This is a genomic window from Nocardia sp. NRRL WC-3656, assembly GCF_000720265.1.
Taxonomy (GTDB): domain Bacteria; phylum Actinomycetota; class Actinomycetes; order Mycobacteriales; family Mycobacteriaceae; genus Nocardia; species Nocardia nova.
Map to the genome: position 1 here is coordinate 29,314 of NZ_JOJF01000042.1, position 25,950 is coordinate 55,263.

The window sequence follows — 25,950 nt, forward strand, 5'->3', positions numbered from 1 at the left end:
GACATGTCCTCGGCTATCCCCCTGAATGTCGGAATCGCCCGGTCGGCCGATGCGGCCGGCGTCGGCGCGGGCAAGCGGGTGCTGCTCGCCGAACCACGCGGCTACTGCGCGGGTGTGGACCGGGCGGTGGAAACCGTGGAGCGCACCCTCGAGAAGCACGGTGCGCCGATCTACGTGCGCAAGGAGATCGTGCACAACCGCCACGTGGTGGAGACCCTGCGCGAGCGCGGCGTGGTCTTCGTCGACGAGACCGACGAGGTGCCCGAGGGCGCGGTGGTGGTCTTCTCCGCGCACGGCGTGTCGCCGGCGGTGCACGAGTCCGCGGCGGCTCGCAACCTGCACACCATCGACGCGACCTGCCCGCTGGTGACGAAGGTGCATCAGGAGGCCAAGCGCTTCGCCCGCGACGACTTCGACATCCTGCTCATCGGCCACGAGGGCCACGAGGAGGTCGAGGGCACCGCCGGTGAGGCGCCCGACCACGTGCAGCTGGTCGACGGCCCCGACGCGGTCGACGGCGTCGAGGTGCGCGACGAGAACAAGGTGATCTGGCTGTCGCAGACCACACTCTCGGTCGACGAGACCATGGAGACGGTGCAGCGGCTGCGCAAGCGCTTCCCTAATCTGCAGGACCCGCCCAGCGACGACATCTGCTACGCCACCCAGAACCGCCAGGTCGCGGTGAAGGCGATGGCGCCCGAATGCGATCTGGTGATCGTCGTCGGCTCCCGCAACTCCTCCAACTCCAAGCGGCTGGTCGAGGTCGCCGTGAACGCGGGCGCCCGCGCGTCCTACCTGGTCGATTTCGCCCGCGAGGTCGACCCGGCCTGGTTCGAGGGCGTGACCACCGTCGGTGTCACCTCCGGTGCCTCGGTCCCGGAGATCCTGGTGCGCGGCGTACTCGACCTGCTCGCCGAACACGGCTACGGCGAGGTCCAGCCCGTCACCACCGCGAACGAAACCCTGGTCTTCGCCCTCCCGCGCGAACTGCGCACCACAGGCCGCCGCTGAGCGAGCGGGGGTCCTAGGAGGCCCTCGGCAACGCCGGGGCGTGCCATTGTCCGGCGACGCTCGCGTGGCCGGACACGATGTCGATTCGCTCGCATGGCGGTCGCGATGCCGGTTCGCTCGCGGGACGGTCGGCGCCGTCCGACGATACGGCTGCCGTTCACGTCCGGGACGTGTCGCTCAGCTGTGCGGGGGGCTCGTCGATGCCGCTGCTTCCCGACCTCGAACGACGTTGGGAGCGTGCTGTTTCGCGGCACCGGTAACGGCGCGCGCCATCGAGACGATGAGTGGGCGTGGGGAATTCGGGGATGACCACCGCGGGCGCAGCCGTAACCGGTTCGGCGCCCGCGACGTTCGGCTCAGCGGTCGCGGTAGCGCACGTTCGGCCGAGGATGCGGGGGCACATCACTCGGCGGCTGCGGCCGGCCGCGACGGGGCTGCGGTTCGGCGACTCGCGTGCGTTCGGCGGTCCGGGTGCGCTCACCCGTGCGGGGATAGGCCGCGGCGGCGGAGACGCGCGGCGGGCGTTCGGCCACCTTGCCGCCCGCGCGGCGTGCCGCGCGGGCGGGTTCCGGCTCCGCGCTCCGCTTGGCCGCCCCGGACCCGCGAGCGGCCGAATCGCCACGCTTGGGAGTCTTGGCGGTCTTGGTGGCCTCCGCCCCGCGCTTTTGACCCCGGGAACTACGCCGCAGGGTGTCCTCGGCGCCGGCTTCGCTCCGCGTGCGACGAGCCCGGCCGGCGGCCGAGCGTGGATTCCAGCTGTCGCTGCCGCGCGTGCGTTCCCGGCCGGGGCGCGCGGTGGTGTCGGCATTGCGGTACAGCCACACCCGCAGGGCGCCCACGCCCAGCACCAGGACCGTCGCCAGTGCCATGGTCGGGAATCTGTTCACCAGCGGAATCGCCAGATTCAGCAGAATGTCCTTCACCGAGGTCGAGCTGTGCCCGGTCAGCTGCTGATAGGCCAGCGGGACGGCGATGAACAGCAGTAGCGGCGGAGTCACCATGGTGGTGAACAGGCCGCGATAGCGCACCACGCATGCCGCGATCACACATCCGATGATGTAGAACGCGGCGAACACATGGGTCAGCTCCTTGCCGCTGTTTCCGGAGTCGATGAAGAATCCGATGAAAGTGCACGCCACCGCGATCAATACCGCGGCGCCGGCGGGGATGCCGGGCACCGACGGGACGATCGAGAGGTGCGAGGCGGGTACATCGGATCGCTCGCGTTGGGTAGCTGCCACGTAAAGCACACTATCTGCCGCGGCCGGAACGTGTGTCGAGGCCGGGCTGCTGCCGGAGTTACTCGTTGGTGTCCGAGAAGCCTACCGCGCGTGGCCACGACTGGACGGGAGCAATTGCCGGTACGGCGCGATCGCCGATATCGAGTTCGTGCAGCCGGCGCGCGGTGACCATCACGCGGGATTCGATCGAGGCCACTGTGTGGTTGAAAGCGTCGACGGCCTTACCGAGTTGGGTGCCGAGCTTGTCGAGATGGTTGCCCGTGGTGGACAGCCGGGTGTACAGCTCCCGGCCCAATTGCTGAACGGTTGCCATATCTCGGGAAAGTGCTTCCTGTCGCCAGCCGAACGCGACGGTGCGCAGTAATGCGATCAGGGTCGTCGGTGTAGCGAGGATCACGTTGCGGCCGAAGGCGTACTCGAGAAGACCGGCATCGGCGGTCAGCGCGGCGTCGAGGAACGGATCGCCGGGGATGAACAGGACCACGAATTCCGGGCTGGGATCGAATGCCTCCCAATAGGCCTTGCCGGCCAGCTGGTCGACGTGCGCTCGCAGGTGTTTGGCGTGCCGGGCCAGATGCTCGGTGCGCCGGCGCGGATCCGTCTCGCCGGTGGCGTCCAGATAGGCCGTCAACGGCACCTTGGCGTCGACCACCAGTTGGCGGTCACCGGCCAGCCGGACCACCAGGTCCGGGCGGATCAGGCCGTCGCGGCCGCTCGCGGTGACCTGCGTGTCGAAGTCGCAGTGTTTGGCCATCCCCGCCAGTTCGACGACCCGCTCGAGTTGTATTTCACCCCAGCGCCCGCGCACCTGCGGCGCCCGCAGAGCCGACACCAGCTCACCGGTCTGCGTGGACAACTGCTGGGAGATCCGCTGCATCCCCGCGACCTGTTCGCGGAGCCCGGAGTAGGCGTTGATGCGATTGTGCTCGACCTGCTGGATGTGCTGGTTCAAACTGCCCAGCGCCTCGCGTAGCGGCTCGACCAGCGTGCCGATGGCCTGCGAATTGTGCCGTGCCGCATCGGCGCTCGCGGCGCCGAGCGAGTGCCGCAGCAGCTGTTCGTTCTCCCGCAGCGCCGCGAGTTGAGCTTCGGCCGCGGCCGCCCGCTGCCCCGCCCGGGCGGCATGCCCCAGCCACCCGAGGCCGGCCCCCGCGCAGAACACCAACAACAACGCGAACAGCATCGATGCGGTCATGAGCCCGATAGTGCCCTATCCCACCGACAAGTTCGCGAACCCCGGCAATTCCCCAGCACCACTCGTCGACACGCCGGAGCGATTCAACCTTGTCGGTGAGATGGCTTAGCCTCTTGCCACATGCGGATGCTGCATACCTCGGACTGGCACATCGGGCGCACCTTTCACGGTGTCGACCTGCTGGCCGATCAGGCGCGTGCGCTGGAGGCGGTGGCGGAGCTGGTGACCGCGCAGCAGGTCGACGTGGTCGTGGTACCGGGCGACGTCTACGACCGGTCGATTCCGAGTGCGGACGCGATAGCGGTGTGCAACAAGGGCTTCGAGGCCATTCGCGCCGCGGGGGCGACGATCGTCGCGACCTCGGGTAATCACGATTCGCCGACCCGGCTGGGCGCCCTGGGCAGCTTCGCCGCGGCGGGCGGACTGCATCTGCGCACGTCGGTGGCGGAGGTGGACCGGCCGGTGATGCTCGCCGACGAGCACGGACCGATCGCCTGCTACGGCATCCCGTATCTGGAACCCGAAATCACCCGCGCGGAACTGGATGTGCCGCAGGCGCGTTCGCACGCCGAGATCCTGGATGCCGCGCTGGCCCGTATCCGGGCGGACCGGCAACGCCGCGGCGATCCGCGAACCGTGGTGCTGGCACACGCCTTCGTGGTCGGTGCCGAGGCGACCGGTTCGGAACGTTCGATCGCCGTGGGCGGGGTGGAGACCGTGCCGCTGAGCGCGTTCGAGGGCATCGACTACGTGGCGCTGGGCCATCTGCATTCGCCGCAGACGTTGTCGGAGGCGGTCCGATATTCCGGCTCGCCGCTGCCGTATTCGTTCGCGGAGCGTTCGCATCGCAAGGCGGTGTGGATCGTCGATCTGGACGCCGACGGGCTGGCATCGGTGCAGCGGCACGAACTTCCGGTGGTACGGGGCCTGCGTCAGCTGACCGGCGTGCTGGACGAGCTGCTGTCCGCGGCCGAATATGCCGATGCCGAGGACGATTACGTCTCGGCGGTGCTCACCGATCACGCGCGTCCGGTCGACGCGCTGCGCCGGCTACGCGGACGCTTCCCGCACGCGGTGCATGTGGAATGGACCCGCCCGGAGGCGAATTCGCAATTGCGTTACCGCGAGCGGGTGCACGGCCGCCGCGACAGCGAGATCGCGCACAGCTTCCTCAGCGATGTGCGCGGTGAACCGACGGCGGGGGAGATGGCGCTGATCGAGCAGGCACTGTCGGCGGCTCGGCGCGAACCCCTCTCCGAAGTGGTGGCGGCCTCGGCGGAGTTGTCGGCATGACCGGCGCCCGGGCGGGTGGCGTATGAGGCTGCATCGGCTGGAGCTCACGGCTTTCGGGCCGTTCGCCGAGACGGCGCGGGTCGACTTCGACGAGCTCGGCGCCGACGGGCTGTTCCTGCTGCACGGTCATACCGGCGCCGGGAAGACGACGGTGCTCGACGCGATCGCCTTCGCGCTCTACGGCCGAGTGCCGGGGGCCCGCGGCGAGAGCAAACGCCTGCATTCCGACCACGCCGATCCGCAGACCGCGCCCCGGGTGGTGCTGGAGGCGACGCTCGGCGGCCGCCGGTTGCGCTTGACCAGGTCGCCGGAGTTCGAGCGGCCGAAGAAGCGCGGCACCGGAATGCGGACCGAACAGGCCGCGGCGACACTGGAGTGGCTCGACGGGCGCGGGCAACATCTGTCCCGCATCCCCGATATCGGCGACGAGGTGAGCCGGCTGCTGGGGATGAGCGCCGATCAGTTCTTCCAGGTCGTGCTGCTTCCGCAAGGCGATTTCGCGCGGTTCCTGCGCTCGGACAACGAAGATCGCGAGAAGCTGCTCGAGCGGCTGTTCGACACCGAACGCTTCGGCACGGCCGAGCAATGGCTGGCGCAGCGGCGACGCGAGAGCGCCGCGCAACTGGACAATCACCGCCAGAGCGTCGACCGCCTGATCGCTCAGGTCGCGATCACTGCCGGCCTGGGCGCCACCGAAGCCGTCGGGCCGCTCGAGGCCGTGGAATGGTCACAGCAGCTCCTCGCGCAGGCTCGCGCCGAGGCCGAACGCTCCGCGACGGATTTGGCTCGCTGCCAAGAGGATTCGGCCCAGCGGCACACCGCTGCCGAGGAACACCGCCGGGTCCAGGAGCGTCGCGAACGCGCCGCGATCGCCCGCCGCCAACTCGACGACTACGCCGCCGGCGCGCCCGACCGCGATCGCGTCCAGGCCGATCTGGACCGCGCCCGCCGCGTCGAACCGGTGGCGGCTGCACTCGCCGACGCCCGCACGGCCGCGGTCACCCTGCGCCGCCGCACCGACGAAGCCCGCGACCTGGCCGAACGCTTGGCCGTCCGCCTGCTCGAACCCGAATCCGCGGAGATTCCGGGAACGACTTGGGCCGCAACCGATCTCGCTGCCGTCGAATTGACGGATACCGATATGGCCGAGGAACTCTCGGCCATTCCGGACACCGGTCGCGCCGCCGCCGACGACGGTGTGGTGGCCACGGCACCCTCGCCGGAGGAGCCCGGTGCGGTGGACGTACCGATCGAATGGGAGTTGTTCTCCATCGACCTCGTCCGGCCCGCGTCGGCGCCGGAGTCGCGCGGTAACCGGTCCGATGCGGGTGCGCAGAACCAGCCGGGCCGGTCGGGCGGGCAGAAGGTCGCCGGTGCAATGGGTGGGAGCGCGAACCCGCGCCAAGCGGAAGACAGCCCGCGTCCGGCGGATATGAACTCCGCAACCCCGCGCGGTCTCGACGCCGCGGTACAACGGTGGTCCGCGCATATCGGCTCCCTGGAAGAGGTTCGCGCGGACGCCGAGTCGGCCGTCCGCGTGACCGCCGAATTGGCCGGGCTGCGAACGGAATACGCCACCGTATCGCGCGAGCTGGAACAGCTGTCGCAGCGCAGGGAGCAGTTGCCGCAGGCCATTCGATCGGCCGAGGTGGCGCTGCGGGAGGCAGCGGATGCCAAGGCGGCGCTGCCGGGGCTGGAACGCGAATGCGAGCGAACACGCGCCGCGGCGCAGGCGGCGGTCGAGCTCGTGGGCACACGGAAGGAATTAACCACAGCGACCGAGGAATTCGAGCGGGCCCGGGCGGACCATACCGATGCGCGCGAGCGCACCCTCGATCTTCGCGAACGTCGCCTGGCCGGAATGGCGGCGGAGCTGGCGGGTGCGCTCGTCGAAGGGCAGCCGTGCAACGTGTGCGGTTCCGCCGACCATCCGGCTCCCGCCCGGCCCACCGCCGTCACCGTCGCGAAATCCGACGAGGACGCGGCGGTGCAGGCCGAACGCGACGCCGAACAACGACGCGACCGCGCCCTCACCCGTCGCACGGAACTGGAACGCCGGATCGAACTGCTCGGGGAGCGCGGCGGCAACGGCGACCCCGCGGTATTGGCCGCCGCCGTGAACGCGGCGACCGAGCAGTTCCGCTCCGCACAGCAGAAGGCCAGCGCCGCCGCCGATCGCAGCGCCGAGGTGGAGCGGCTGCGCACCGCCGAAAGCGAACTGCACAGCCGCCTCCGAGAACTCGAAAGCCGGTCCAGCGCAGTGCAGGAACGCATCCTGGCCGCCGACCGCCGGCTGGCCGAACTGACGGATCGAGTCCGGGTGGCGGCCGGCGCCGACGGCACGGTCGAGCGTCGCCGTGCCCGGCTGGACGCGCTCATCGCCGACGCCACGGATCTGCTCACCGCCCGCACCGACGCCGCCGTCGCCGACGACCAGTTCGCCGATCTCGCCCGCCGCGTCGAACAGACCGCCCGCGCCGCCGACCTGCCGGCAGCTCCGGAACCCGAGCGTCCCGCGTCCGGCGCGCCCGACCACGCCGTGCTCGCGGCCTACGCGAAAGTCGTTGCGGCCGCGACCCGTACACCGCAGCAGCGCAAGGAGATGGAGGCCGAGCTCGTCGCCGCCGACCGCCGTCGCGCCCACGCCGAAGCGGTTCTGGCCGAACCCGAGGTCCGAGCCGCGGCCGATGCCGACGCCGTGGACCTCACCGAGGTCGAGGCGGCCGTGGCCGAGGCCCGCCGCGCGCTGGACGCTGCGGTCGCCGCGCACGCCGAGAGCACCCGCCGCGTAGCCCAACTCGAGGAACTCGGCAGTCAGCTGTGGGCCGCGGCCGACCGCATCGCCCCCCTGCAGCAGGCGCACACCGAACTCGAGGGTCTCGCCGACGTGGTCGCGGGCCGCGGCGCCAACAACCGCCGTATGTCCCTGCGCTCCTATGTGCTCGCCGCGCGACTGGAAGAGGTCGCGATCGCCGGTTCGGCACGCCTGCGACGGATGTCCGGTGGCCGATACGAATTCGTCCATTCCGATGCGGCCGGCCCGCGCGGGCGCCGTGGCGGTCTCGGCCTGGACATCCGCGACGACTACACCGGCGCGGTCCGTCCCGCGAAAACCCTGTCCGGTGGTGAAACCTTCATGGCCTCGCTGTCACTGGCGCTCGGCCTCGCCGATGTGGTCGCGGCGGAATCCGGCGGCCTGGTACTGGACACCCTGTTCATCGACGAGGGCTTCGGCAGCCTCGACGCCGACACCCTCGACGCCGTGATGGGTGTACTGGACGAATTGCGTTCGGGTGGACGAGTTGTCGGCGTGGTCAGCCACGTCGACGAGATGCGACAGCGTATCCCCAGCCGGCTCCACGTCATCCGGGAACCGACCGGCTCGCGGCTGCGTACGATCGTCGCCTGATCACCCGCGGCGCAATCTGCTCCCCGATTCGCGCAGCGCCAGCAGTTCCGCGGCGTGCGGGTCGGGCACGGTGGCCGAGCTCGGAAAGTCGAACATCCGCACCTGCCGGTCCGTTCCGAACGGTGCCCACCCCGGGTCGCCGTGCGTCGCGAAATCCACCCAGGCCCGGTGGACGTCGTCGGCCAGTGGTTGCGGTGTGTTCGGTCCGGTCAGCGGATGCGCCTCGGAGAGTTTGTCGAAGACGAACGGGATCTCCAGCACGTGACAGGCACCGAGATCGGGAACCCCACTGCGCCAGCCGAATTCGTACACGTGCGTCGGTGCACCGGCGGCGGCGTTGGCCGCCGCGATGCGCATCGAATCGTCGCGGAAGACCACGTCGGTGATCACGGCCGCGAACAGGTCGGCGGCTGTGGCCTGCGGCCGATGCTCGGCATACACCTGCACCACGGCGGGGTCGACGCCGTAGCGGGACAGGACCGGCCCCAGCGTCTCGTCGGTAAGCGTGGCCGCGATGCCGGTCGGAAAGGTGAAGAACCGGAATTCCTCGGCCGTCCAGCCGATGAGCAACGGCACCGCGTGGGCGGTGGAGCGCTCCAGCACATCGATCGGCCGGTTCTCGATGAGTTCACCGTCTATCACCGGGAAGAAACTCAGAAGCCCGAGACCGTGGTCGATGATCGTGCGGCCCCACCGATTCGGATCGGGATTGGTGATCAACTCCAGCGCCACCGCGTCCTGTGCGGTTCGCAGTCGATCCGGTCCGAGTTCGCCGAAGGCCGCCGCCGTCGGCTCGATTCCCAGTGTGCGAGCGAGGTTTTCGGCGACCTTGACCGCGTCCTCGGCCTCGGCGACCGCGGATCCGTTGCCGCTCTGCACGATCGCGCGACGGAACAGGTCGCGCGCCGGAGCCGCGGTCAGCAGATCGACCACGCTCATCCCGCCCGCCGATTCACCGAAGACGGTCACATTGTCCGGATCCCCGCCGAACGCCGCGATATTGTCGCGCACCCAGCGCAGCGCGAAGATCTGATCGTGCAGCCCGCGGTTGAGCGGTGCGCCGGGCACGGCGGCGAAGCCGGAGATCCCGAGCCGATAGTTGATCGACACCACCACGACCCCGTCGCGGGCGAACGTACTTCCGTCGTACATGGTCCGGGCGTTGGAGCCGCGAGTGAAGGCACCGCCGTGAATCCAGACCATGACCGGCAGACCGGAGCCGCCGACCTCGGGCGTCCACACGTTCAGGTTCAGGTACTCGTCTCCGGGCAGCCCGTCGCTGCCGATCAGGGCGTGGATCGGCGCGGGGTACTGCGACTGCACACAGGTCGCCCCGTAGGTCAGCGCATCGCGCACGCCGTCCCACTCCGGAACCGGCCGCGGCAGGTCGAACCGGGCCGGACCGACGGGCGCGGCCGCATAGGGAATACCGAGGAATGTGCTCACCGCGTTCTCGGTGTTGCCCCGGACCTTGCCACCTGTGACCGACACGATCGCTTCCATGCAGAACTCCTTCGTCGTTCCGCATTCTGCCCGCCGAAGCGAGGGTTCGACACGAGTTCGGCGCGGGGGATCCGGGGAGAGCGTTCAGCGGCCGAGGTGGGCGCTGTCCTCCGCCGCGCGCTCGTGGGCGAGCAGCCAGCGCTTACAGCCGAGCCCCCAGCGGAAGCCGCCGAGCGAGCCGTCCGTGCGGAGAATCCGGTGGCACGGAACGAAGAGGGCGGCGGCATTGCGCGCGCAGGCGTTGGCGGCGGCGCGGATGGCCTCCGGGCGGCCGGACCGAACGGCGAAGGCGGTGTAGGTGATCGGCGCGCCGGCCGGCACCGCTCGCAGGACCGACCACGCGTGTTCGAGGAACGGACCGGACACCTGCCGGACCGCCACTCCGTCGACGGCATCCAGCTCGCCCTGGTGATACCGCTCGACGGTGTCGGTGAGCTCGTCCAGCGCGTCGTAGCGGCGCAACGCGTCCGGCCGCAGCCGCGGATGGACGAGACCGCGCAGACCTTCCGCGTCGGCGGTCCAGCCGGAGGCCAGGACCGCGCCGTCGGCATCGGCGATGACCGTGAACGGCCCGATCGGGGTCGGGACGGTCGCGTAATCGGCGGTGCTCATCGCCGGGCGCCCAGATAGGCCGCGCGACGGCCGGCCTCGGCGGCCGCGACTCCGGTGCGCGCGGCGTCGCCACGACGGTCGAGCGTGCTGCGCGCGGGTGCGGGCCGGGTGGCGTCGTCGCGGCCGGCGGGGTATCCACCGTTGCGTGCGAGGGCAGCTCGCGCGGTTGCGGCGCCGGCCACCGCGGTGCGTTCGGAGAGCGCGCGCTTCCACAGATGCATCGACAGATACGACCGCCACGGCGCCCATCGCGACGTATCGGTGAGATCGATGCCGTACTGGGCCGCGCCCTGCCGGACGACGAGATCGGTGTGCAGCAGGATGTCGGGGTCGGCGAGCAGGCGCATGGTCACGTAGTCGGCGGTCCACGGGCCGACCCCTTCGAGGGCGAGCAGATCGCGGCGGACGTCGGCGGCGGTCCGGCCGGCATGCAGACGCAGGTCACCGGAGGCGAGGGCACGGGCGGCGCCCACGATCGAGGCGGTCCGCCGGGCGGGTCCGGTCAGTACGTCGGCGCCCCGTTCCGCGATGGCTTCGGCGGTGGGGAACAGGCGCGGCATCGGGCCGTTGACGTTCTCACCCAGCGCGTCGACCAGGCGGGCGGTGTGCGTGGTCGCCGCCGACACCGAGATCTGCTGTCCGATCATGGTGCGCAGCAACAACTCCGAGCCGTCCAGGCAGCCCGGTACGCGGATGCCCGCGCCGATGGCCGGCGCCCCGGGCCCGAAGCCCTCGGTGAGAGCGGCATCGATCCCGACCGGATCGGCGTCCAGGTCGAGCAGGTGCCGGATCCGCGCGACGGTCGGCGCCAGATCGCGCATATCGTGCAGCGCCAGGCTGGCCCGCACATGGCCGGGGTGGATGCTCGCGCGCACCGTGGCATGCCCGTGCGGAGTACGCAGGCTGCGCGTGTAGACGCCGTCCTCCCAGCTCTCGAGCCCGGGGACCGCATGCGCGGAGAGGAACCATTCGAGCCAGCTCGCGTCGAGCGGTTCGCGATAGGGCAGGCGCAGGGTGAGGGCGCCGTTGGTGGCGGGCAGTGCGTCGCCGCGCAGCCGCCGCGCCTCCTCGCGCAGCACGGTCGGACTCACCACGAACACCTCGCGCACGGTGTCGTTGAACTGCCGGATGCTGGCGAAGCCGGCCGCGAAGGCGATGTCGGACATGGGCATTCGCGTGGTCTGGATGAGCAGCCGGGCGGTGTGAGCGCGATGGGCGCGAGCCAGGGCGAGCGGACCGGCGCCGAGTTCGGCGGTGAGTACCCGGGTCAGTTGCCGCTGCGAATAGCCGAGCTTGTCGGCCAGGCCGGGAACGCCGCTGCGTTCGATCACACCGTCGGCGATCAGTCGCATCGCCCGCGCGGCCAGATCGGCGCGGGTGTTCCACAGGGGTGAGCCGGGCGCGGCATCGGGCAGGCACCGGCGGCAGGCGCGGAATCCGTTCTGCTGCGCGGCGGCCGCGGTGGGGAGGAACGTGACATTCGTACGCTTCGGAGTGATAGCAGGACACGATGGCCGACAGTAGATTCCGGTGGTGCGCACCGCCGTGACGAATTGCCCGTCGAAACGGGCATCGCGGGTGGCCACCGCTCGATAACAGCGCTCGAAGTCCAGACCGTTCACACTCACGCAGTCCACCTTGTCAGCCCGAGGCCGCTTGCGCTAGCGGGAATCAGACAACTACCCCGGATGGTCAACGTTTCAGCAACATAGCTGTCGGCTATCAACGGTGCGCTGGGTAAGAGCAGCTGGGTATAACCGCCGTAAAGGGCCTATTCCGCAGCGTCGCAAGGGTTTCGGGTCGGCCGGAGCGGGCGGGGGAGGTGTGAACGGTTGGTCGCAGATCACACGCGAACGTTTCGGCCGCCGGGGCCGCGTGTGGACGGGCGAATCGCACCGGAACCGACCGCTCGCTGGAGGGGTGGGTGCGGCGACCGAGGCGAGCCGGATGCCTGGAACCGCTTCCGGTTGCCCGGTCGACCGCTCGCCGCCGATCAGCGGCGGGGCGAGCTCAGCAGCACCGGGTCCCGGGGTTGCGATCGGCCGCCGCGTGCCGTTCGCGCCAGTATTCACTCTCGGTCGGAATCGGCCGGTCGGGATGCCGACGCCGCAGATGTTCCACATATCGCGGGTAGTCCTGCCCGCCGAGCACCGCGTTCATATAGCGGGCTCCCGCCCGGACCGCGCGCAGCGGAGCCCACAGCACAGCGCCGGTCCGTCGGTGCGCCTTCGCCGCATCCGTGGCGGCGGGCGGACTCGGCACGGCTCCTTCCGCCGTGCCGAGATCCTCGAATTCGCTTGCTAAGAAGCCGGTTCCGGCATCGCCGCGGCCGCCGCGCCCGGGACCTTCGCCGCGCCCGAACGCTCGTACTCCGCCCATTCGCGCTGCACCTCCTTCTCGGCCTTCGTCGTCACGAAACCCGACGGCCCGAAGATCTTCGACGGTACCTCCGGAGTCTCGGTGGTGGCCCCACCGCCGCGGCGCACCGCCTGCACACAGACGATCACACCGACCGCCGCCACGATCAGCACCAGCACCGCGAAAATGATCGACAGTGAGCCCTGGATGAACGTGTTGCGCACGACCTTGTCCATATCGGCCATGCTCTTGGCCGGCGCCAGCACCTTCCCGGCGTCACGAGCGTCGCTGTAGATGCGGTGCTGGGTCCAGTAGCCGATGTTCTTGTCGCCGGAGAAGATCTTCTGCCACGAGGCCGTCATGGTGACGATGAGATCCCAGATCAGCGGCAGCGCCGGAATCCAGGCCCACTTCCACAGCCGCTTCTTCATCACGATCACCAGCACCACCGTCAGCGCGACCGCGGCCAGCAGCTGATTGGCGATGCCGAACAGCGGATACAGCGTGTAGATGCCGCCGAGCGGATCGGTCACGCCCATCAGCAGCACCGAACCCCAGGCCGCGACCACGACGAACGTGCACAGCCAGGCTCCGGGCCGCCAGGACGGATCCTTGAATTTGCGCGCCGGGCCGCCGAGATTGCCGAGCGTGTCCGAGAGCATGAAGCGCGCGACGCGAGTGCCCGCATCGATGGTGGTCAGGATGAACAGCGCCTCGAACATGATCGCGAAGTGATACCAGAACGACTTCATCGCGGCGCCGCCGATGAAGTTGTGCATCACCTCGGCCATACCGACGGCCAGGGTGGGCGCGCCGCCGGTGCGCGAGTAGATCGCCTGCTCACCCACGTCGTGAGCGGCCTGGTTCAACTCGTTCGCGGTGATCGGTGTGCCGCCGAGCCCGAGAGCGTTCACCTTGTCGGCGGCGGCCTGGGCGCTGGTGAGGCCGCCGGTGTTCATCGCGAAGTACAGATGCTGGTCGAGAATGCTGGCCGCGATGATCGCCATCACCGCGACGAACGACTCCATCAGCATGCCGCCGTAGCCGATCATCCGTGCCTGCGACTGCTTTTCGAGCAGTTTCGGCGTGGTGCCGGAGGAGACCAGCGCGTGGAATCCGGAGAGCGCACCGCAGGCGATGGTGATGAACAGGAACGGGAACAGGCTGCCGGCGAACGCCGGACCCTTGGAGTTGCCGGCGAATTGGGAGACCGCGGGCGCGTGCAGCACCGGCATGGTGATCACCACGCCCAGCGCCAGCAGCACGATCGTGCCGACCTTCATGAACGTCGACAGATAGTCGCGCGGGGCCAGCAGCAGCCACACCGGCAGCACCGAGGCGATGAAGCCGTAGATGATCAGCATCCACGCGATGGTGGTACCCGAGAGGGTGAACAGGTCACGGCCCCAGCCGGATTCCGACACCCAACGACCGGAGACGATGGCCAGCAGCAACAGCACGAAGCCGACGACGGAGATCTCGCCGACCTTGCCCGGCCGCACATAGCGCAGGTACAGGCCCATCAGCAGCGCGATCGGAATCGTCATCGAAATCGAGAACACACCCCACGGGCTGCCGCCGTGCAGCTGCCCGTCGGCCCCCTTGGTCGCGGCGAGCGCGTTGACCACCACGATGCCCAGCACGGCCAGCAGAATCACCATGATCACCAGCACCGCGATCAGCGCCGCGATACCGCCCACCACACCGAGTTCGTCGCGGGCCATCTGCCCGAGGCTGCGGCCGCGGCGCTTCACCGATGCCCACAGCACCAGATAGTCCTGGACTGCACCGGCGAGCACGACGCCGATCACGATCCACAGCGTGCCCGGCAGATACCCCATCTGCGCCGCGAGGACCGGCCCGACCAGCGGCCCGGCGCCGGCGATGGCGGCGAAATGGTGACCGAACAGGACCCGCCGGTCCATCGGCATGTAGTCGGTGCCGTTCTCAAGTTCCTCTGCCGGAGTGGCGGTGTCGTCGCGCGGTGTGGTGATCTTCCATTCGATCAGCCGGGCGTAGAACCGGTAGGCGATGATGTAGGTGCACACCGCCGCGATGACGATCCATACCGCGTTGACGTTCTCGCCACGAGCGACGGCGAGAATCGCCCAGGCGACCGCACCGAAGACGGCGATGGCCGCGAAGATCGCCTTCTTGGCGGGCGTGATCGGCCGGCGGTCGACGATCCCGACGGGAGGCAGGTCCGGCTCGGTTCGGAGGTATTCGATGGTCGCCATGCGAGCTACTCTCCCGTGCTGGTGTAGGTCCGATCGGCGACGAGTTTCCCCGCCCGGCCGGACATCAGGTGGAACTGACTCAAGGTAGCGGAATCCCGCCGAATCGGGCGAGCCCACCGTGGGATCCGCACCCCGTTCAGAAACTGTTCATCGGACCGGATCCCGGCGTCCGAGGCGAAACCGCAGGTGGCCGCGTGTCGTTCGGGCCGGGTGCGGGTGCGATCCGTAGCTTCGGATCCGGTCTGCGGTTGTATAGGTGGGTGAGGACTGCGCGTTCGGTGTTGTCGGCGATCATCATGCTGATCGCAGCGGCTTCGGTGATCGGGTGTTCGAGGCCGATGCAGGGGCCTGACCAAGCCGAGCGTGATAGCTGGTCGCGGGTGATCGAATCCGCGATACAGGCGTTGCCGGGGGTGGCCGACGCATCGCACACGTTCCAGTACCACCGGTACGGTGACTACAGCTCCGGCCTCGATGTTCGGTTGAAAGACGACGCAACGGCTCCGCAGGCAGAGGCCGTGGTGCGCGTGATGGCCACCCAGCAGCTACCGCCGCAGTACCGAGGGGACTCGACGGTGCTGAAGATGGTCCGGATGACGGACTCGTATTTCGCGTCCTGGCGTTTCGGCGGCGACACCACCAGGAAAGCCGAAGCAGCAAACACCTGGGCCCGAGTGTCGGCGAGCCGGCCTGGAGCCGAGATCCATTGGAGTGACGGCGGAACATTCGCAGCCAACGTCGAAGGCCCGGCCGAGAAGGTCATCGTGGCCACGAGTTCTGGTACCGAACTCTCGAGCGCCACCGCGGCGATGCGAAAGATCGCCGGCGAGTTTCCCGAACTGGCGGCCCGCGACTGGACGGTGGCCTCCGGTTACCACGATCTCTCGATCGTGGGCTCGAGTCTGGGACCCGACTCGAGCACGAGCCGCCGTACCCGCTTCCCGTCCGACAGTGAACTCGAGTTGTGGGAGTGGTTGGTTACCGATCAGCCCTTCCCGTACTTCGCCGACATCCGTATGTACGACCCGCCCGGTGTGGGTGGCCGCACATTGGGCGTCGCGATTCTTCCGCGGGCGGGCGAGGTGTTCAGTGCGGAGCAGGCTGCACAGTTGGCCGGTCAGCACCTTCCCCGCCTCGCTCGGTCCGGTGCCGTGGTCGAGTACACCCTCCGCGGGCACCAAGGCTTCGGCTTCGAGGTCCTGGTAGGCGGTTGCCCGGATCCCGGCCGAAAAGTTTCGGCCGAGGCGGAGCCCTTCGTTCGTCTGTACGAACGCTGTTAGTGCCGTATCGGCACCTCACAGCGCTGTCCTCGGGCCCTTTCCTGGGCCATCGGAAGCGCTATTCGGGCGGGACAGCCGACGAATAACGACGGCCCAGTGTCCGGATGTGGTCCACGAGTTCCGGCGGTTCGTCGACGCGGAAGTCCATCATCAACATGCTCAGGTAGATCGCAATGGTCTCCAAAGTGTCCGCACCGGTGTACAACACACACGATTGCGCGTCGACGGGTTCCACCACACCGACGGCCGGGTTGATGCGCGCGATCACGGTCTCGGCGGGCGCCAGCACCGTGACCCGGGCGTGGACTCGCCAACCGGCCCTGGCGATTTCCCGCAGTACGAAGGCCACCAGATCGTCGTCGGGCAGCGCGCGGGCCGCGAAGTGGTGGGAGCCGGTCACGACGTCGTCGACGGAGGCCACGGGAAGGGCGCGCCAGCAATGGTTTTCGAGGTCGTAAGCGACGAGATACCACCGGCGTTGCCAATTGATCAGCCGATACGGCTCGAGGCGTCCGCCGTCGACGTTCAGGACCCGGGTACCGCGTATCGCCGACGCGATGGTGGCCAGAGTCTGCGCCGGCACGGGCGCATCGGGTTCGCGTGAGCCGGTCGTCGCGGGACCGATCTCGGTGGCCGTGCGCAACGCTGTCACCTTGCGTTGCAACCGAACCGGCAGAATTCGCTCCAGCTTGGCGAGCGCCCGCGCCACGTTCTCGTCGATATCCGCGATCCCCGTGGAGCCGTCCTCGGCGAGGCCGATCGCCACCGCGACCGCGACCGCCTCGTCGTCGTCGAGCAGCAGCGGCGGCATGGTCTTGCCCTGACCGATCCGATAGCCGCCGACCGCACCGCGCTCGGCATGGACCGGATACCCCAGTTCCCGCAGCCGTGCGATGTCCTGACGCAGAGTCCGGTCGCTGACATCGAGCCGCTGCGCCAGCTCCCGACCGGTATAGGTGCGGTCCTGCAACAGCGACAGCAGCCGCAGCACACGAGTTGTGGTGGAGGTCACATCGAGGCACTTTCCGTCAGCGAATTATTAGGAAGAAAACAAGCCTAATTGGCGCATAACCTGAGTTCAACGCCGAAAATGAAGAACGAAAGGCCCTCCGATGAACAGCACCTCCGTGTCCCCCGCCGCCGCTCTCGCCCCGGTCTGGCGTGACGTCGTCGCCGATTCCTACCGTGCCCTCGCCGACGCGGTAGCGGGAATCGGCGCCGCCCAGTGGGACCTGCCGACTCCCTGCTCGCAGTGGACCGTCACCCAGGTCGTGCAGCACGCCGCCGGTGATCAGCTCGCCTTCGCCGCCGCGCTCGGGATGGGCACCGGCCCCGCCTACGACCCCTTCGCCCCCTCCGGCTCGCTCGACGGCACCGGCGCACAGCTGGTCTCGGCCGCCATCGACCAGACCGCCGCCGCCTGGGCCACCGTCACCGACGACGCCGAAACCGTTCCCACCCCGCTTCCGCACGGCGCCCTCCCGACCCCCGTCGCCGCCGTCATGGCGGCCCTGGATGCCGCCGTCCACGCCTGGGACATCGCGGTCGCCACCGGCCGGCCGTCTCCGCTGACCGACACCCTGGCCACTCATCTCCTCACTGCCGCAACCGATCTGATCGAACCGCTGCGCCAATGGGGCGCGTACGCGGCCGTGCTGGATGCCGAGCCCGGCGATACCGCCGTCGACACACTGCTGCGCTACCTCGGCCGCGATCCGCGCGTCTGAGTCTGCCGGTTGTCCAGCACGCGGGTCAGCAGCTTGACCAGGTGTTCGCGCTCCGCTTTCGTCAGCTCGCCGAATATCTCGTCCTGGGCGGCAGTCAACGTGGCATCCAGTTCGTGCAGTCGCCGCTCGCCGGCCGCGGTGAGGGTGATGAGGTTGCGGCGGCGGTCGTCCGGATCCGGCTCTCGCGCAACGTATTTCTGCTCCTCGAGCTCGGCGAGCATGGCGTGCATATCGCTGCGGTCGATCCGGCAGCGCTGGCCGATCGCCACTTGACTGGCGGGCCCGAACTCGTCGAGTGTGGCCAGAATCGCGAAATGGTAGCCGCGGGCGCCGACCGCCGACACGGCTTCTCCGATGCGCCGCTGGGCGAGTGCGGCGGTCTTGCTGACCAGCCAGCTCGGTTTGCCGCGCAGGCGCGCGGGTGTGTCGTCCATGCGTGAAGTCTAGTGGATTCGTTGGACGATCCAACGAATGTCGGGTAGCGTCGGCTGCGTGAACCGTTGGTGCGGCCAACGATTATCGGAAGGTGGAGAAGATGTTGCTCATGCTGGATGAAGCGCACGCCATCAGCACTCGGATACGCTCTCGCGCTGGGGAATTGGGTGCACGAGTGACCGTGGCCGTCGTGGACGAGGGTGGACACGTGCGAGTGCTGGACCGGATGGACGGTGCGCCACCGCTGTCGGCCCGAATCGCTCCCGCGAAGGCGGCCGGGGTCGCCCTGTTTCATCGCGACGGCGGTGAACTGCAGCAACTCCAGGCGGCGTGGCCGGCTCTGTTCGATCGAATCGATCAGCTGTCGCCGACGCCGATCGTGGTGGGCGCGGGCTCTCGGCTGATCCGTCGCGACGGCGTCGTGGTGGGTGCGGTCGCGGTGAGCGGCGGTCGGCCCGAACAGGACGATGAGTGCGCCGAGTTCGGGCTGGCTTCTGGTCGGCCGACGCCGGACTCGGTGTAGCAGACCGCCGGCGGGCGTGGTGCCACGCGCGGAACTGCGCCGGTTGCATGGTCGGATCCCTCTGTGTCCCTGGCTACCAGAGCATGTGCAAGTGTCTCGATCAGGCTGTGTGCGAACGATATTCGTGCCAGCGCTGCACGGCGACCTGCACGGCCTCTTCGTCCTGTGTCGCATGAGCACCCGAAGCCCCGGCGGCCCCCAGAATCACCCCGTTCTCGGTGACGAGCACCCCGCCCGCGAACGGAATGTAATCACCGTCGTAGAGATGCTGAATGCTGTCGACGATCTCACCCGGCAGGGGCAGCTGTCCCGACGGATGCAGTGTCAGTAGTGCGGTGCGCGCCTTGGCCACCGCGAGGCGACTCGTCATCGGCATCCCGCCGTCCGCTCGGCGCAGCGCGATCACCGCACCGCTCACATCGGTAACCGCCACCGCCAGCGGCGGAAATCGATGTTCGGAGGCCACCGCCAGCGCGGCCGTCACCAGCCAATCGGCATCGGCCAAGCCCAATCCGGGAAGTCGAGGGATCTGCGCCATGAAACGACCTTAGCCCGGTGTGGCCGCAGTGTGCGGGCTGCGGTGTGGATCGTCGAATCCATTGCGGCAGTGTATGTTTGTTCAGCCGCATAGCGGAGCGAGCGCGCGCTCCGGTGAGTGAGTCTTCCGATTCGTTCCTGCGGCCGAGGGCAGTGCTCGGAGTGAGTCGCCCTCACCATGTTCTCGCGACCGAACCGATGACCTCCAAATGCGGAGCAGGCCGCTATGCGCTGCGGTCGTTCGACCCGCGTTGGCAGCCGATCATCGCCGAGAGCCTCCACCTCCGCACGCGCGGCGCCGAGGGGTGCCGCTCCTATCGCAATCCGCTCGCACGCCGCCGTGACACTCTCGCGATTCTGGATGCGGCGATCGAGAGCACGCTCGCGCTGCCCGCCACTTTCTGAGTAGCCGGTCGCGCGCGGGTGACAGAACACGTCCGGATAGCGGACAGCTACGGCGTGCTGGTCGCACTCCGCCGTCCACGAGATGCTCGATCAGGTCGGTGCGGTCGCCGGGCCGGGGCGCTCCATCCAGTGGTCGCGACCTGGGCAGATTCGGTTGCTGAACGTGCGCCGCGTAGACTCTTGCACTCGTGAGTCTCACCCTCGGTATCGTCGGCCTGCCCAACGTCGGAAAGTCGACGCTGTTCAACGCGCTGACCCGCAACGACGTGCTCGCGGCGAACTACCCGTTCGCCACCATCGAGCCGAACGTCGGCGTGGTGCCGCTGCCCGACCCGAGGCTGGACAAGCTCGCCGAGATCTTCGGCTCCGAGCGCATCGTCCCCGCGACCGTGTCGTTCGTCGACATCGCCGGGATCGTGAAGGGCGCCTCCGAAGGAGCGGGCCTGGGCAACAAGTTCCTCGCCAACATCCGCGAAGCCGACGCCATCTGCCAGGTGGTCCGCGTCTTCGCCGACGACGACGTGGTCCATGTCGACGGCAAGGTCGACCCGCTCAGCGATATCGAGGTCATCGAAACCGAGCTCATCCTCGCCGACCTGCAGACGCTGGAGAAGGCGGTGGTCCGCCTCGACAAGGAAGCCAAGGTCAAGAAGGACCGCAAACCGGTAGCCGACGCCGCCAAGCAGGCCCAGGAATTCCTCAACGAGGGCAAGACCCTGTACGCGGTCCGCGACAAGCTCGACGCCGACCTCCTGCGCGAACTGTCGCTGCTGACCACCAAGCCCTTCCTCTACGTCTTCAACGCCGACGAGTCGGTCCTGACGGACGAGGCGCGCGTCGCCGAGCTGAAAGCCGCAGTCTCCCCGGCGGATTCGGTCTTCCTCGACGCCAAGGTCGAAGCCGAACTCCTGGAACTGGACGCCGAGTCCGCCCTCGAGCTGCTGGAATCCATCGGCCAAACCGAACCCGGCCTGCACGCCCTGGCCCGAGCCGGCTTCCACACCCTCGGCCTCCAGACCTACCTCACCGCCGGCCCGAAAGAGGCCCGCGCCTGGACCATCCATCAGGGCGACACCGCCCCGAAGGCAGCCGGTGTCATCCACACCGACTTCGAACGCGGCTTCATCAAGGCCGAAATCGTCGCCTTCGACGACCTGGTCGAAGCCGGCTCCATGGCCGCCGCCAAGGCCGCCGGCAAGGTGCGGATGGAAGGTAAGGACTACGTCATGCACGACGGCGACGTAGTCGAGTTCCGCAGCGGATTGGCGTCTGCGAAGAAGTAGGGCAGCGCGTGTATCGCTGCTGGTAGAGACTTTGCTGAGCCTCCGTCCGATGTCCGGGCGGGGGCTCTGTCGTTCCGTTGGGACCGTCCGCCGGCCGGTTCGATCAGCGCGGTATGCGGCAGTAGCGGACGTACGCGGTGATCAACGATTCGATTCACGCCGTCGGAAGACAAGGTTCCATCCGTCCGGCACTTCCACATGCGTGGGCGTATCGACACGTTCGATGCTCTCGTCTTCCGATGGTCGGGAAAGTCGGCCAGGACCTCGGCCCCGACACAGGAGGTTGACCATGTTCGCGGGTTCACTGCCAAAGCTGCTCCGACCAGTCACCCCAGGGGCGATAGGCACGGCCGTCACCGACTTGCTTCGTCCCGCCGGGAACGACGTCCCCGTGGTACGGGTACTGTTCCGTTAGCGCCACCAGCAGGAACTCCAGGAAGCCGCCCTCGAACAGGTCCCACTCCCGCATCGAGTCGAACTTGGCGGCGACCGGCCACCGGTCCGGGTCCGGGCCCCGCATCAGCCAGAAGAAATGGTCGGAGTTCCAGTTGTTGCCCCACTTCAAAAGCCCGCCCTCGGCCGGGAACAGCGGATACGGGCACTCGTCGTAGTCCTCGTCGCGGTATGCCTGGGCCAACATGGCACAGTATCCGTAGGGATCCGTCGTGTTGTACAGGAACCCCTCGAAGCCGAGCGGCTGCTCCGGCTTGGGCCCGGGGGCTGCTGACGGGGTGTAGATGTGTAGTTCGCCTCTGATGCTGATCGTCCCGTACCGGTCGGCGAACGCCCGGTAGTCCGCAGGCAGTTGGAAGCCGAGCGTCTCGGGCCCGAGCTCCCACGGGACCGGTACCACTCCGTCCGCAGGCGGCGGCCCGATCACCGCGCCGAGCCGGTCCAGCATCTCCTCGACGTTCACGTCCACTCCCGTCATCTGCCCATTCTCGCCGCCGGTCGGTTTCCCAGGTTCCCATGGCTGCGAGTACGGGCCTCGCCTCTCCGGTCGCTCCGAAGTCCACGCCCTCGGCTCCAACATGCCCAGCAGCAGCCGGGTATCGACCAGCGTCAATGACCCGGCCAGCTTCGCCCACAGCCGCTGATCAGCGGTCTGACGGCCCTGGGCAACAAGACATTCCAGCGTGGTCACACCCTGAGGCAGCAGCCACGTCACCGGTCATCCACGCCTGGTCACCGATCCACGCCACCAGCTCGGCCTCGACCTCAAAGTCCGGGCGTAACCCGTACTCGCGCTGGATCTCCTACGCATGCTCGAGCTTGGTCTTGTCCCGGTCGGTGTAGACGCGCACGCACTCGGATCCACGATATCGAGCTGTTTGGCAAGGTAGTCAACCAGTTTCGCCAGGACGTCGAGAAGGTCGTGCAGGAACATTCCGAGATAGGGCATGGTCGTCAATTGCAGGGCGAAGCCCAGGCGGTTGCGGTCGCGGCGGCGCGCCGCGATCAGCTTGGGGTAGCGTCACCGTCGAAGAGCAAGTAGTAGCAACAGGGTTGGTGAGAGGCCCGAGCTAGCTGAGCCCGTCCGGAATCCGGATGGGGCTCAGTCATTTCGGTGGTCGCCGGCCGCCGGCGGGTCTGGATAGCACGATCAACGGCATGTCCGTCGGCTCACAGCCGACGGTGACCACTCATATGCCACGAGAATGTGCTGGGGCGCATGCTTTCTCGACGTTTGCATTCCAAAACGCATGTTCGTCGAATATCCGGGCCTTGTGGTCATGCCAGACGAAGGATCGGTTTGCCGCCGGATCGGCCGGACAGGCTCAGTTCGGCGGCTGCGCGCCAGTCCTCCAAGGGGAAGATGCGGGCGATCGGCACCGTGAACTTGCCGTCGGCCGCCAACCGGGCGTAGTCGCCCAGCACCTGGCCGGGGTCGTGGATTGTGTTCTCGCTGAACTGGGTTCGTGTGCCCAGTTGGTGGGCTGCGGCGAAGTCGCTGATGGTCAGCACGTCTGCTGGTTTGGCGACTGTTCGGACGACCTCGGGCAGGCTGTTGCTCACCGGGGCTGTATCCAAGGCGAGGTCGATCCGGCCTCCGGCCAACTCCAGGACCCGCTGGGCCATGCCCTCGCCGTAGTCGGTGACCTGGGCGCCCAATGCGCGCAGCGCATCGGCGTAGGTCTTGCCTGCGGAGGCGATCACGCGGGCTCCCCGTCCTAACGCCATCTGCACCGCGGCATATCCGACGGTGGTTCCCGCGCCATTCACGAACACCGTGATGCCGTCGGCTGATTCGGGAACGCCGAGACCGGTCAGGCCGTGGTGGGCCGTCTCGACCGCCATCGGCAGCGCGGCGGCGGCAACCGGTTCGAGGCCCGGTGGGCGGGGGAACCAGCGGTCCAGGACCGCGTGGTCGGATGCGCCGGCTGTCGATCCCCGGAACGGTGTCGGGCCGAGAACCGGGTCGCCGACCTCGACGCCGGTCACGCCGGAGCCGATCGCATCGACGATGCCGGACACCTCGAGGCCGATGCCGCGGGGAGGGCGCCCGCGAACAGGCCATCGCACAGCGCCCAGTCGGCGGGGTTCAACCCGCAGGCCTGGACGGCGATCCGGATCTGGCCCGGACCCGGGGTGGGAATTTCGGCCTCGTCGAGCCGCACGACCTCGAGGGGTGAGCCGTATTCATGGAAGCGAAGGGTGCGCATGAGGTCTCCTGATCAGTGACAGCAGATGCTGTCATCACTCACTGTAACTGACGACAGCATCTGCTGTCACTATGCTGGGGGCATGGCACGATGGGAAGGCAATACGCGCGCACGACTGGAGCGAGCCGCACTGGACTTGTTCGCCGAACAGGGTTACGACCGTACGACGGTCGCGCAGATCGCCAAGCGCGCGGGCCTCACCGAACGGTCCTTCTACCGCTGGTTCCCCGACAAGCGCGAGGTGCTCTTCGGCGGCGAGGAGCTCGAGCAGTGCTTCGTCGCCGCCATCGAAGCGGCTCCCGAGGGCGCGGACCCGCTGACCATGCTGCTGGCCGCGTTCGGCAAGGCGCCCGAGGTGATCCGCCCCCGCGAGTTCCTGCGGGAGCGATCCGCGGTCATCGCCGCCAATCCGCCCCTGCTGGAACGCGAACTGATCAAACTCGCCGCCCTCTCCCAGGCCCTGGTCTCCGCCCTGGAGCGCCGCGGTGTCGAGCCTCGGACCGCGCGGCTGGCCACCGACGCGGGCATGGCGATCCTCCGCCAGACCGGTCGGCGGTGGATGGCAGACGAGGATGCCGATCACGCCCAGCTTCTGGCCGACAGCGCCGCGGATCTACTCGCTGTCCTCACCGCAAACACGCCGAACGACTCGACGGCCAGAGCGGGCCGCCACAGTTGATCATGGCCCACGAACGAACAGCTGCCGCGCTCGATTAGGGTCGTGCACAGCATGATTCAAGCCTTCTCCCCAACCCGCGTACGACCGGAACTCGGCATGAGCGCGCACTCGAGTGCGTTAGAGCCAGCTTGATGGGATGGTCGCGTGGGGGACTGCCGGCGGTGGTCGGATCGCTGGTTCCCTAGCAGAGGTTATTCGGCTCCGGAACTCGAGTGGTGATTCGAGCAGGGCGTTTGACGTGCAGATATTAGACGTCAAGAGGGTCGAGTTCCGCTTCAACGTATAGCGGGCTCGGTCGTTTCGCCGGCGCCGTGCGATGTCCGGTTCGGTCAGCGCGGTATGCGGCTACTTAAGACTGGTGTCCGGGTTTGGTCCCGGCCAGGTACCCGGTGGGAGGCTCCCTATGCGGCTGCCCGCCGATCGTTTGGTGTGGCTCGCTAATGGCTTGCGTCCCACCGGGTTACCGTGCGGGCGTGGCTGGAAAGGGGTCTGCCCTGGCTCGAAGTAGCGGTGCCTTCCTGCACGGATACCTGTTCGTTCGGATATCCAGGAAGGACGCTGGTGACGGTCATCATCGGGATGGACCCGCACAAACGCTCGGCCACCATCGAAATCATCAACCAGTCCGCGACGATCTTGGCGACCGGCCGCTACGGCACTGACGCCGCTGGCTACCGCGAGATGGTCACCGCGGCACAACAATTTCCGGATCGGGTGTGGGCGATCGAGGGCTGCAACGGTGTCGGCCGGCACCTGGCGCACCGGCTGATCCACGACGGCGAGAGCGTGATCGATGTCCCGGCGAAACTGTCAGCGCAGGTGCGAGTGTTCGCCACCGGCAACGGCCGCAAAACCGACCCGGTCGACGCCCACTCGGTCGCGTTGGCAGCGTTGCGGTCACCGAATCTGCGACGAGTGCAGGCAGATCCGGAACTTATCGCATTGGGTCTGCTGGTCGACCGGCGTGACAAACTCGGCCGCACCCGCACCGAATTGTTGAACCGGATCCACCGGCTGCTCGTGGAGCTGATACCCAGTGGCGCGAAACGATTCCTGTCCGCGATGCGCGCCCTGGCCGACTCCATCATCCCTGCCGATCCCGCAGCCAGAGTTCGCCTGCGGCTGGTGCTGGAGTTGATCGATGATCTGGAGGTCGTCGATCGGAAAGCCAGAGCGGCCGACAAGGAACTCAAGCAGCTCGTGCTGGAGCGCGGGTCGACCCTGATGGACTTGGACGGGATCGGCCCGTCCGGCGCCGCGCGGCTGCTCGCCGATATCGATGGCATCCACCGGTTCGCCACGCGGGACCGGTTCGCGTCCTGGAACGGCACCGCACCCCTGGACGCGTCGTCCGGCCAGCAACAGCGGCATCGGCTATCCCGCGCCGGCAACCGGAAGACCAACCGTGTTCTGCACGTCATGGCAGTCGTTCAACTGCGCTACCCGACTGCCGGCCGGGTCTGGCCTGTCCCCGGTGAATAGGGCCGCTTGGTTTTAGAGTCCTTGTTGGCCCTGGAAGGGCTGGAAGGGACACTGAAAGACATGGCAGGACGTAAGCG

General features: G+C 68.3%; 24 protein-coding genes. 10 read left to right on the forward strand and 14 right to left on the reverse strand.

Going from position 1 to position 25,950, the window contains the following annotated elements; translation table 11 throughout:
- Positions 1–3: 3 nt before the first annotated feature.
- Positions 4–1,011 (forward strand): 4-hydroxy-3-methylbut-2-enyl diphosphate reductase, encoded by a 1,008-nt coding sequence (locus tag IG65_RS0131610; RefSeq protein ID WP_030518614.1) that lies wholly within the window; start codon positions 4–6, stop codon positions 1,009–1,011.
- A gap of 356 nt (positions 1,012–1,367) precedes the next feature.
- On the opposite strand, the gene IG65_RS0131615 is transcribed toward IG65_RS0131610, so the two are convergent.
- Positions 1,368–2,252 carry a DUF6542 domain-containing protein gene (locus IG65_RS0131615; protein WP_030518615.1) on the reverse strand — a complete coding sequence of 295 codons (885 nt, stop codon included), beginning with the start codon at positions 2,250–2,252 and terminating at the stop codon, positions 1,368–1,370.
- A 58-nt stretch (positions 2,253–2,310) separates the two neighbouring features.
- Entirely contained in the window at positions 2,311–3,447 is a 1,137-nt protein-coding gene (locus IG65_RS0131620; protein WP_030518616.1) for a DNA recombination protein RmuC, read from the reverse strand.
- Between the two features lie 120 nt (positions 3,448–3,567).
- Between IG65_RS0131620 and IG65_RS0131625 the strand changes: the two genes are divergently transcribed.
- Together IG65_RS0131625 and IG65_RS0131630 are read left to right on the forward strand one after the other, a co-directional pair.
- Entirely contained in the window at positions 3,568–4,740 is a 1,173-nt protein-coding gene (locus IG65_RS0131625; protein ID WP_030518617.1) for an exonuclease SbcCD subunit D, read from the forward strand.
- 22 nt (positions 4,741–4,762) lie between these two features.
- Positions 4,763–8,149 carry an AAA family ATPase gene (locus IG65_RS0131630; protein ID WP_030518618.1) on the forward strand — a complete coding sequence of 1,129 codons (3,387 nt, stop codon included), beginning with the start codon at positions 4,763–4,765 and terminating at the stop codon, positions 8,147–8,149.
- On the opposite strand, the gene IG65_RS0131635 is transcribed toward IG65_RS0131630, so the two are convergent.
- The 5 genes from IG65_RS0131635 to IG65_RS0131655 form a co-directional block, all read right to left on the reverse strand.
- Entirely contained in the window at positions 8,150–9,652 is a 1,503-nt protein-coding gene (locus IG65_RS0131635) for a carboxylesterase/lipase family protein (protein WP_030518619.1), read from the reverse strand.
- 84 nt (positions 9,653–9,736) lie between these two features.
- On the reverse strand, positions 9,737–10,264 hold the full coding sequence (locus IG65_RS0131640; protein WP_030518620.1) for a methylated-DNA--[protein]-cysteine S-methyltransferase: 528 nt from the start codon (positions 10,262–10,264) through the stop codon (positions 9,737–9,739).
- Complete coding sequence (locus IG65_RS0131645; RefSeq protein WP_081879897.1) at positions 10,261–11,901, reverse strand: AlkA N-terminal domain-containing protein; 1,641 nt, start codon at positions 11,899–11,901, stop codon at positions 10,261–10,263. The genes IG65_RS0131640 and IG65_RS0131645 overlap by 4 nt, the downstream gene beginning before the upstream one ends.
- Positions 11,902–12,274: 373 nt before the next feature.
- Positions 12,275–12,526 (reverse strand): YbdD/YjiX family protein, encoded by a 252-nt coding sequence (locus IG65_RS39455; protein ID WP_369801628.1) that lies wholly within the window; start codon positions 12,524–12,526, stop codon positions 12,275–12,277.
- A gap of 38 nt (positions 12,527–12,564) precedes the next feature.
- Positions 12,565–14,859, reverse strand: a complete 2,295-nt coding sequence (locus IG65_RS0131655; protein ID WP_030518623.1) for a carbon starvation CstA family protein — start codon at positions 14,857–14,859, stop codon at positions 12,565–12,567.
- A gap of 260 nt (positions 14,860–15,119) precedes the next feature.
- Between IG65_RS0131655 and IG65_RS0131660 the strand changes: the two genes are divergently transcribed.
- Entirely contained in the window at positions 15,120–16,139 is a 1,020-nt protein-coding gene (locus IG65_RS0131660) for a hypothetical protein (RefSeq protein WP_156055881.1), read from the forward strand.
- A gap of 58 nt (positions 16,140–16,197) precedes the next feature.
- Here IG65_RS0131660 and IG65_RS0131665 read toward each other — a convergent pair whose 3' ends face one another.
- The gene (locus tag IG65_RS0131665; protein ID WP_030518625.1) at positions 16,198–17,151 is read right to left on the reverse strand and encodes a YafY family protein; all 954 of its coding nucleotides are present in this window, start codon (positions 17,149–17,151) and stop codon (positions 16,198–16,200) included.
- 100 nt (positions 17,152–17,251) lie between these two features.
- Here IG65_RS0131665 and IG65_RS0131670 point away from each other — a divergent pair, with 100 nt between their 5' ends.
- Positions 17,252–17,866, forward strand: a complete 615-nt coding sequence (locus IG65_RS0131670) for a TIGR03086 family metal-binding protein (RefSeq protein ID WP_030518626.1) — start codon at positions 17,252–17,254, stop codon at positions 17,864–17,866.
- Here the strand turns inward: IG65_RS0131670 and IG65_RS0131675 are convergent.
- Positions 17,839–18,300 carry a MarR family winged helix-turn-helix transcriptional regulator gene (locus tag IG65_RS0131675; protein ID WP_030518627.1) on the reverse strand — a complete coding sequence of 154 codons (462 nt, stop codon included), beginning with the start codon at positions 18,298–18,300 and terminating at the stop codon, positions 17,839–17,841. The two genes, IG65_RS0131670 and IG65_RS0131675, sit on opposite strands and share 28 nt — an antisense overlap.
- A gap of 110 nt (positions 18,301–18,410) precedes the next feature.
- Between IG65_RS0131675 and IG65_RS0131680 the strand changes: the two genes are divergently transcribed.
- The gene (locus tag IG65_RS0131680; protein ID WP_231509563.1) at positions 18,411–18,824 is read left to right on the forward strand and encodes a heme-binding protein; all 414 of its coding nucleotides are present in this window, start codon (positions 18,411–18,413) and stop codon (positions 18,822–18,824) included.
- 100 nt (positions 18,825–18,924) lie between these two features.
- Here IG65_RS0131680 and IG65_RS0131685 read toward each other — a convergent pair whose 3' ends face one another.
- The gene (locus IG65_RS0131685; RefSeq protein WP_030518629.1) at positions 18,925–19,362 is read right to left on the reverse strand and encodes a heme-binding protein; all 438 of its coding nucleotides are present in this window, start codon (positions 19,360–19,362) and stop codon (positions 18,925–18,927) included.
- A gap of 161 nt (positions 19,363–19,523) precedes the next feature.
- On the opposite strand from IG65_RS0131685, the gene IG65_RS0131690 reads away from it, so the two are divergent.
- Entirely contained in the window at positions 19,524–19,766 is a 243-nt protein-coding gene (locus IG65_RS0131690) for a hypothetical protein (protein WP_156055882.1), read from the forward strand.
- 188 nt (positions 19,767–19,954) lie between these two features.
- Complete coding sequence (ychF, locus tag IG65_RS0131695) at positions 19,955–21,049, forward strand: redox-regulated ATPase YchF (protein ID WP_030518631.1); 1,095 nt, start codon at positions 19,955–19,957, stop codon at positions 21,047–21,049.
- 301 nt (positions 21,050–21,350) lie between these two features.
- Here ychF and IG65_RS0131700 read toward each other — a convergent pair whose 3' ends face one another.
- The 4 genes from IG65_RS0131700 to IG65_RS38750 all read right to left on the reverse strand — a co-directional run bounded on the left by IG65_RS0131700 (position 21,351) and on the right by IG65_RS38750 (position 23,712).
- Positions 21,351–22,217 carry a hypothetical protein gene (locus tag IG65_RS0131700; protein ID WP_030518632.1) on the reverse strand — a complete coding sequence of 289 codons (867 nt, stop codon included), beginning with the start codon at positions 22,215–22,217 and terminating at the stop codon, positions 21,351–21,353.
- A gap of 3 nt (positions 22,218–22,220) precedes the next feature.
- Positions 22,221–22,511 carry a DUF4158 domain-containing protein gene (locus IG65_RS39950; protein WP_081879899.1) on the reverse strand — a complete coding sequence of 97 codons (291 nt, stop codon included), beginning with the start codon at positions 22,509–22,511 and terminating at the stop codon, positions 22,221–22,223.
- A 269-nt stretch (positions 22,512–22,780) separates the two neighbouring features.
- Positions 22,781–23,524 (reverse strand): zinc-binding dehydrogenase, encoded by a 744-nt coding sequence (locus tag IG65_RS35355; RefSeq protein WP_197039992.1) that lies wholly within the window; start codon positions 23,522–23,524, stop codon positions 22,781–22,783.
- Positions 23,488–23,712 (reverse strand): hypothetical protein, encoded by a 225-nt coding sequence (locus IG65_RS38750; protein WP_197039993.1) that lies wholly within the window; start codon positions 23,710–23,712, stop codon positions 23,488–23,490. The genes IG65_RS35355 and IG65_RS38750 overlap by 37 nt, the downstream gene beginning before the upstream one ends.
- Before the next feature lie 82 nt (positions 23,713–23,794).
- On the opposite strand from IG65_RS38750, the gene IG65_RS0131710 reads away from it, so the two are divergent.
- On the forward strand, positions 23,795–24,391 hold the full coding sequence (locus tag IG65_RS0131710) for a TetR/AcrR family transcriptional regulator (RefSeq protein WP_051757269.1): 597 nt from the start codon (positions 23,795–23,797) through the stop codon (positions 24,389–24,391).
- Between the two features lie 561 nt (positions 24,392–24,952).
- On the forward strand, positions 24,953–25,873 hold the full coding sequence (locus IG65_RS0131715) for an IS110 family transposase (RefSeq protein ID WP_051757270.1): 921 nt from the start codon (positions 24,953–24,955) through the stop codon (positions 25,871–25,873).
- The last annotated feature ends 77 nt before the right edge of the window (positions 25,874–25,950 follow it).

Excerpts from the sequence above, each read along its gene's own strand:
- IG65_RS0131610 (WP_030518614.1), top strand. The coding sequence starts at position 4 with ATGTCCTCGGCTATCCCCCTGAATGTCGGAATCGCCCGGTCGGCCGAT.
- IG65_RS0131620 (WP_030518616.1), bottom strand. The coding sequence starts at position 3,447 with ATGACCGCATCGATGCTGTTCGCGTTGTTGTTGGTGTTCTGCGCGGGG.
- IG65_RS0131625 (WP_030518617.1), top strand. The coding sequence starts at position 3,568 with ATGCGGATGCTGCATACCTCGGACTGGCACATCGGGCGCACCTTTCAC.
- IG65_RS0131630 (WP_030518618.1), top strand. The coding sequence starts at position 4,763 with ATGAGGCTGCATCGGCTGGAGCTCACGGCTTTCGGGCCGTTCGCCGAG.
- IG65_RS0131635 (WP_030518619.1), bottom strand. The coding sequence starts at position 9,652 with ATGGAAGCGATCGTGTCGGTCACAGGTGGCAAGGTCCGGGGCAACACC.
- IG65_RS0131640 (WP_030518620.1), bottom strand. The coding sequence starts at position 10,264 with ATGAGCACCGCCGATTACGCGACCGTCCCGACCCCGATCGGGCCGTTC.
- IG65_RS0131655 (WP_030518623.1), bottom strand. The coding sequence starts at position 14,859 with ATGGCGACCATCGAATACCTCCGAACCGAGCCGGACCTGCCTCCCGTC.
- IG65_RS0131670 (WP_030518626.1), top strand. The coding sequence starts at position 17,252 with ATGAACAGCACCTCCGTGTCCCCCGCCGCCGCTCTCGCCCCGGTCTGG.
- IG65_RS0131675 (WP_030518627.1), bottom strand. The coding sequence starts at position 18,300 with ATGGACGACACACCCGCGCGCCTGCGCGGCAAACCGAGCTGGCTGGTC.
- IG65_RS0131680 (WP_231509563.1), top strand. The coding sequence starts at position 18,411 with ATGCTGGATGAAGCGCACGCCATCAGCACTCGGATACGCTCTCGCGCT.
- IG65_RS0131685 (WP_030518629.1), bottom strand. The coding sequence starts at position 19,362 with ATGGCGCAGATCCCTCGACTTCCCGGATTGGGCTTGGCCGATGCCGAT.
- IG65_RS38750 (WP_197039993.1), bottom strand. The coding sequence starts at position 23,712 with ATGCGCACCCTTCGCTTCCATGAATACGGCTCACCCCTCGAGGTCGTG.
- IG65_RS0131710 (WP_051757269.1), top strand. The coding sequence starts at position 23,795 with ATGGCACGATGGGAAGGCAATACGCGCGCACGACTGGAGCGAGCCGCA.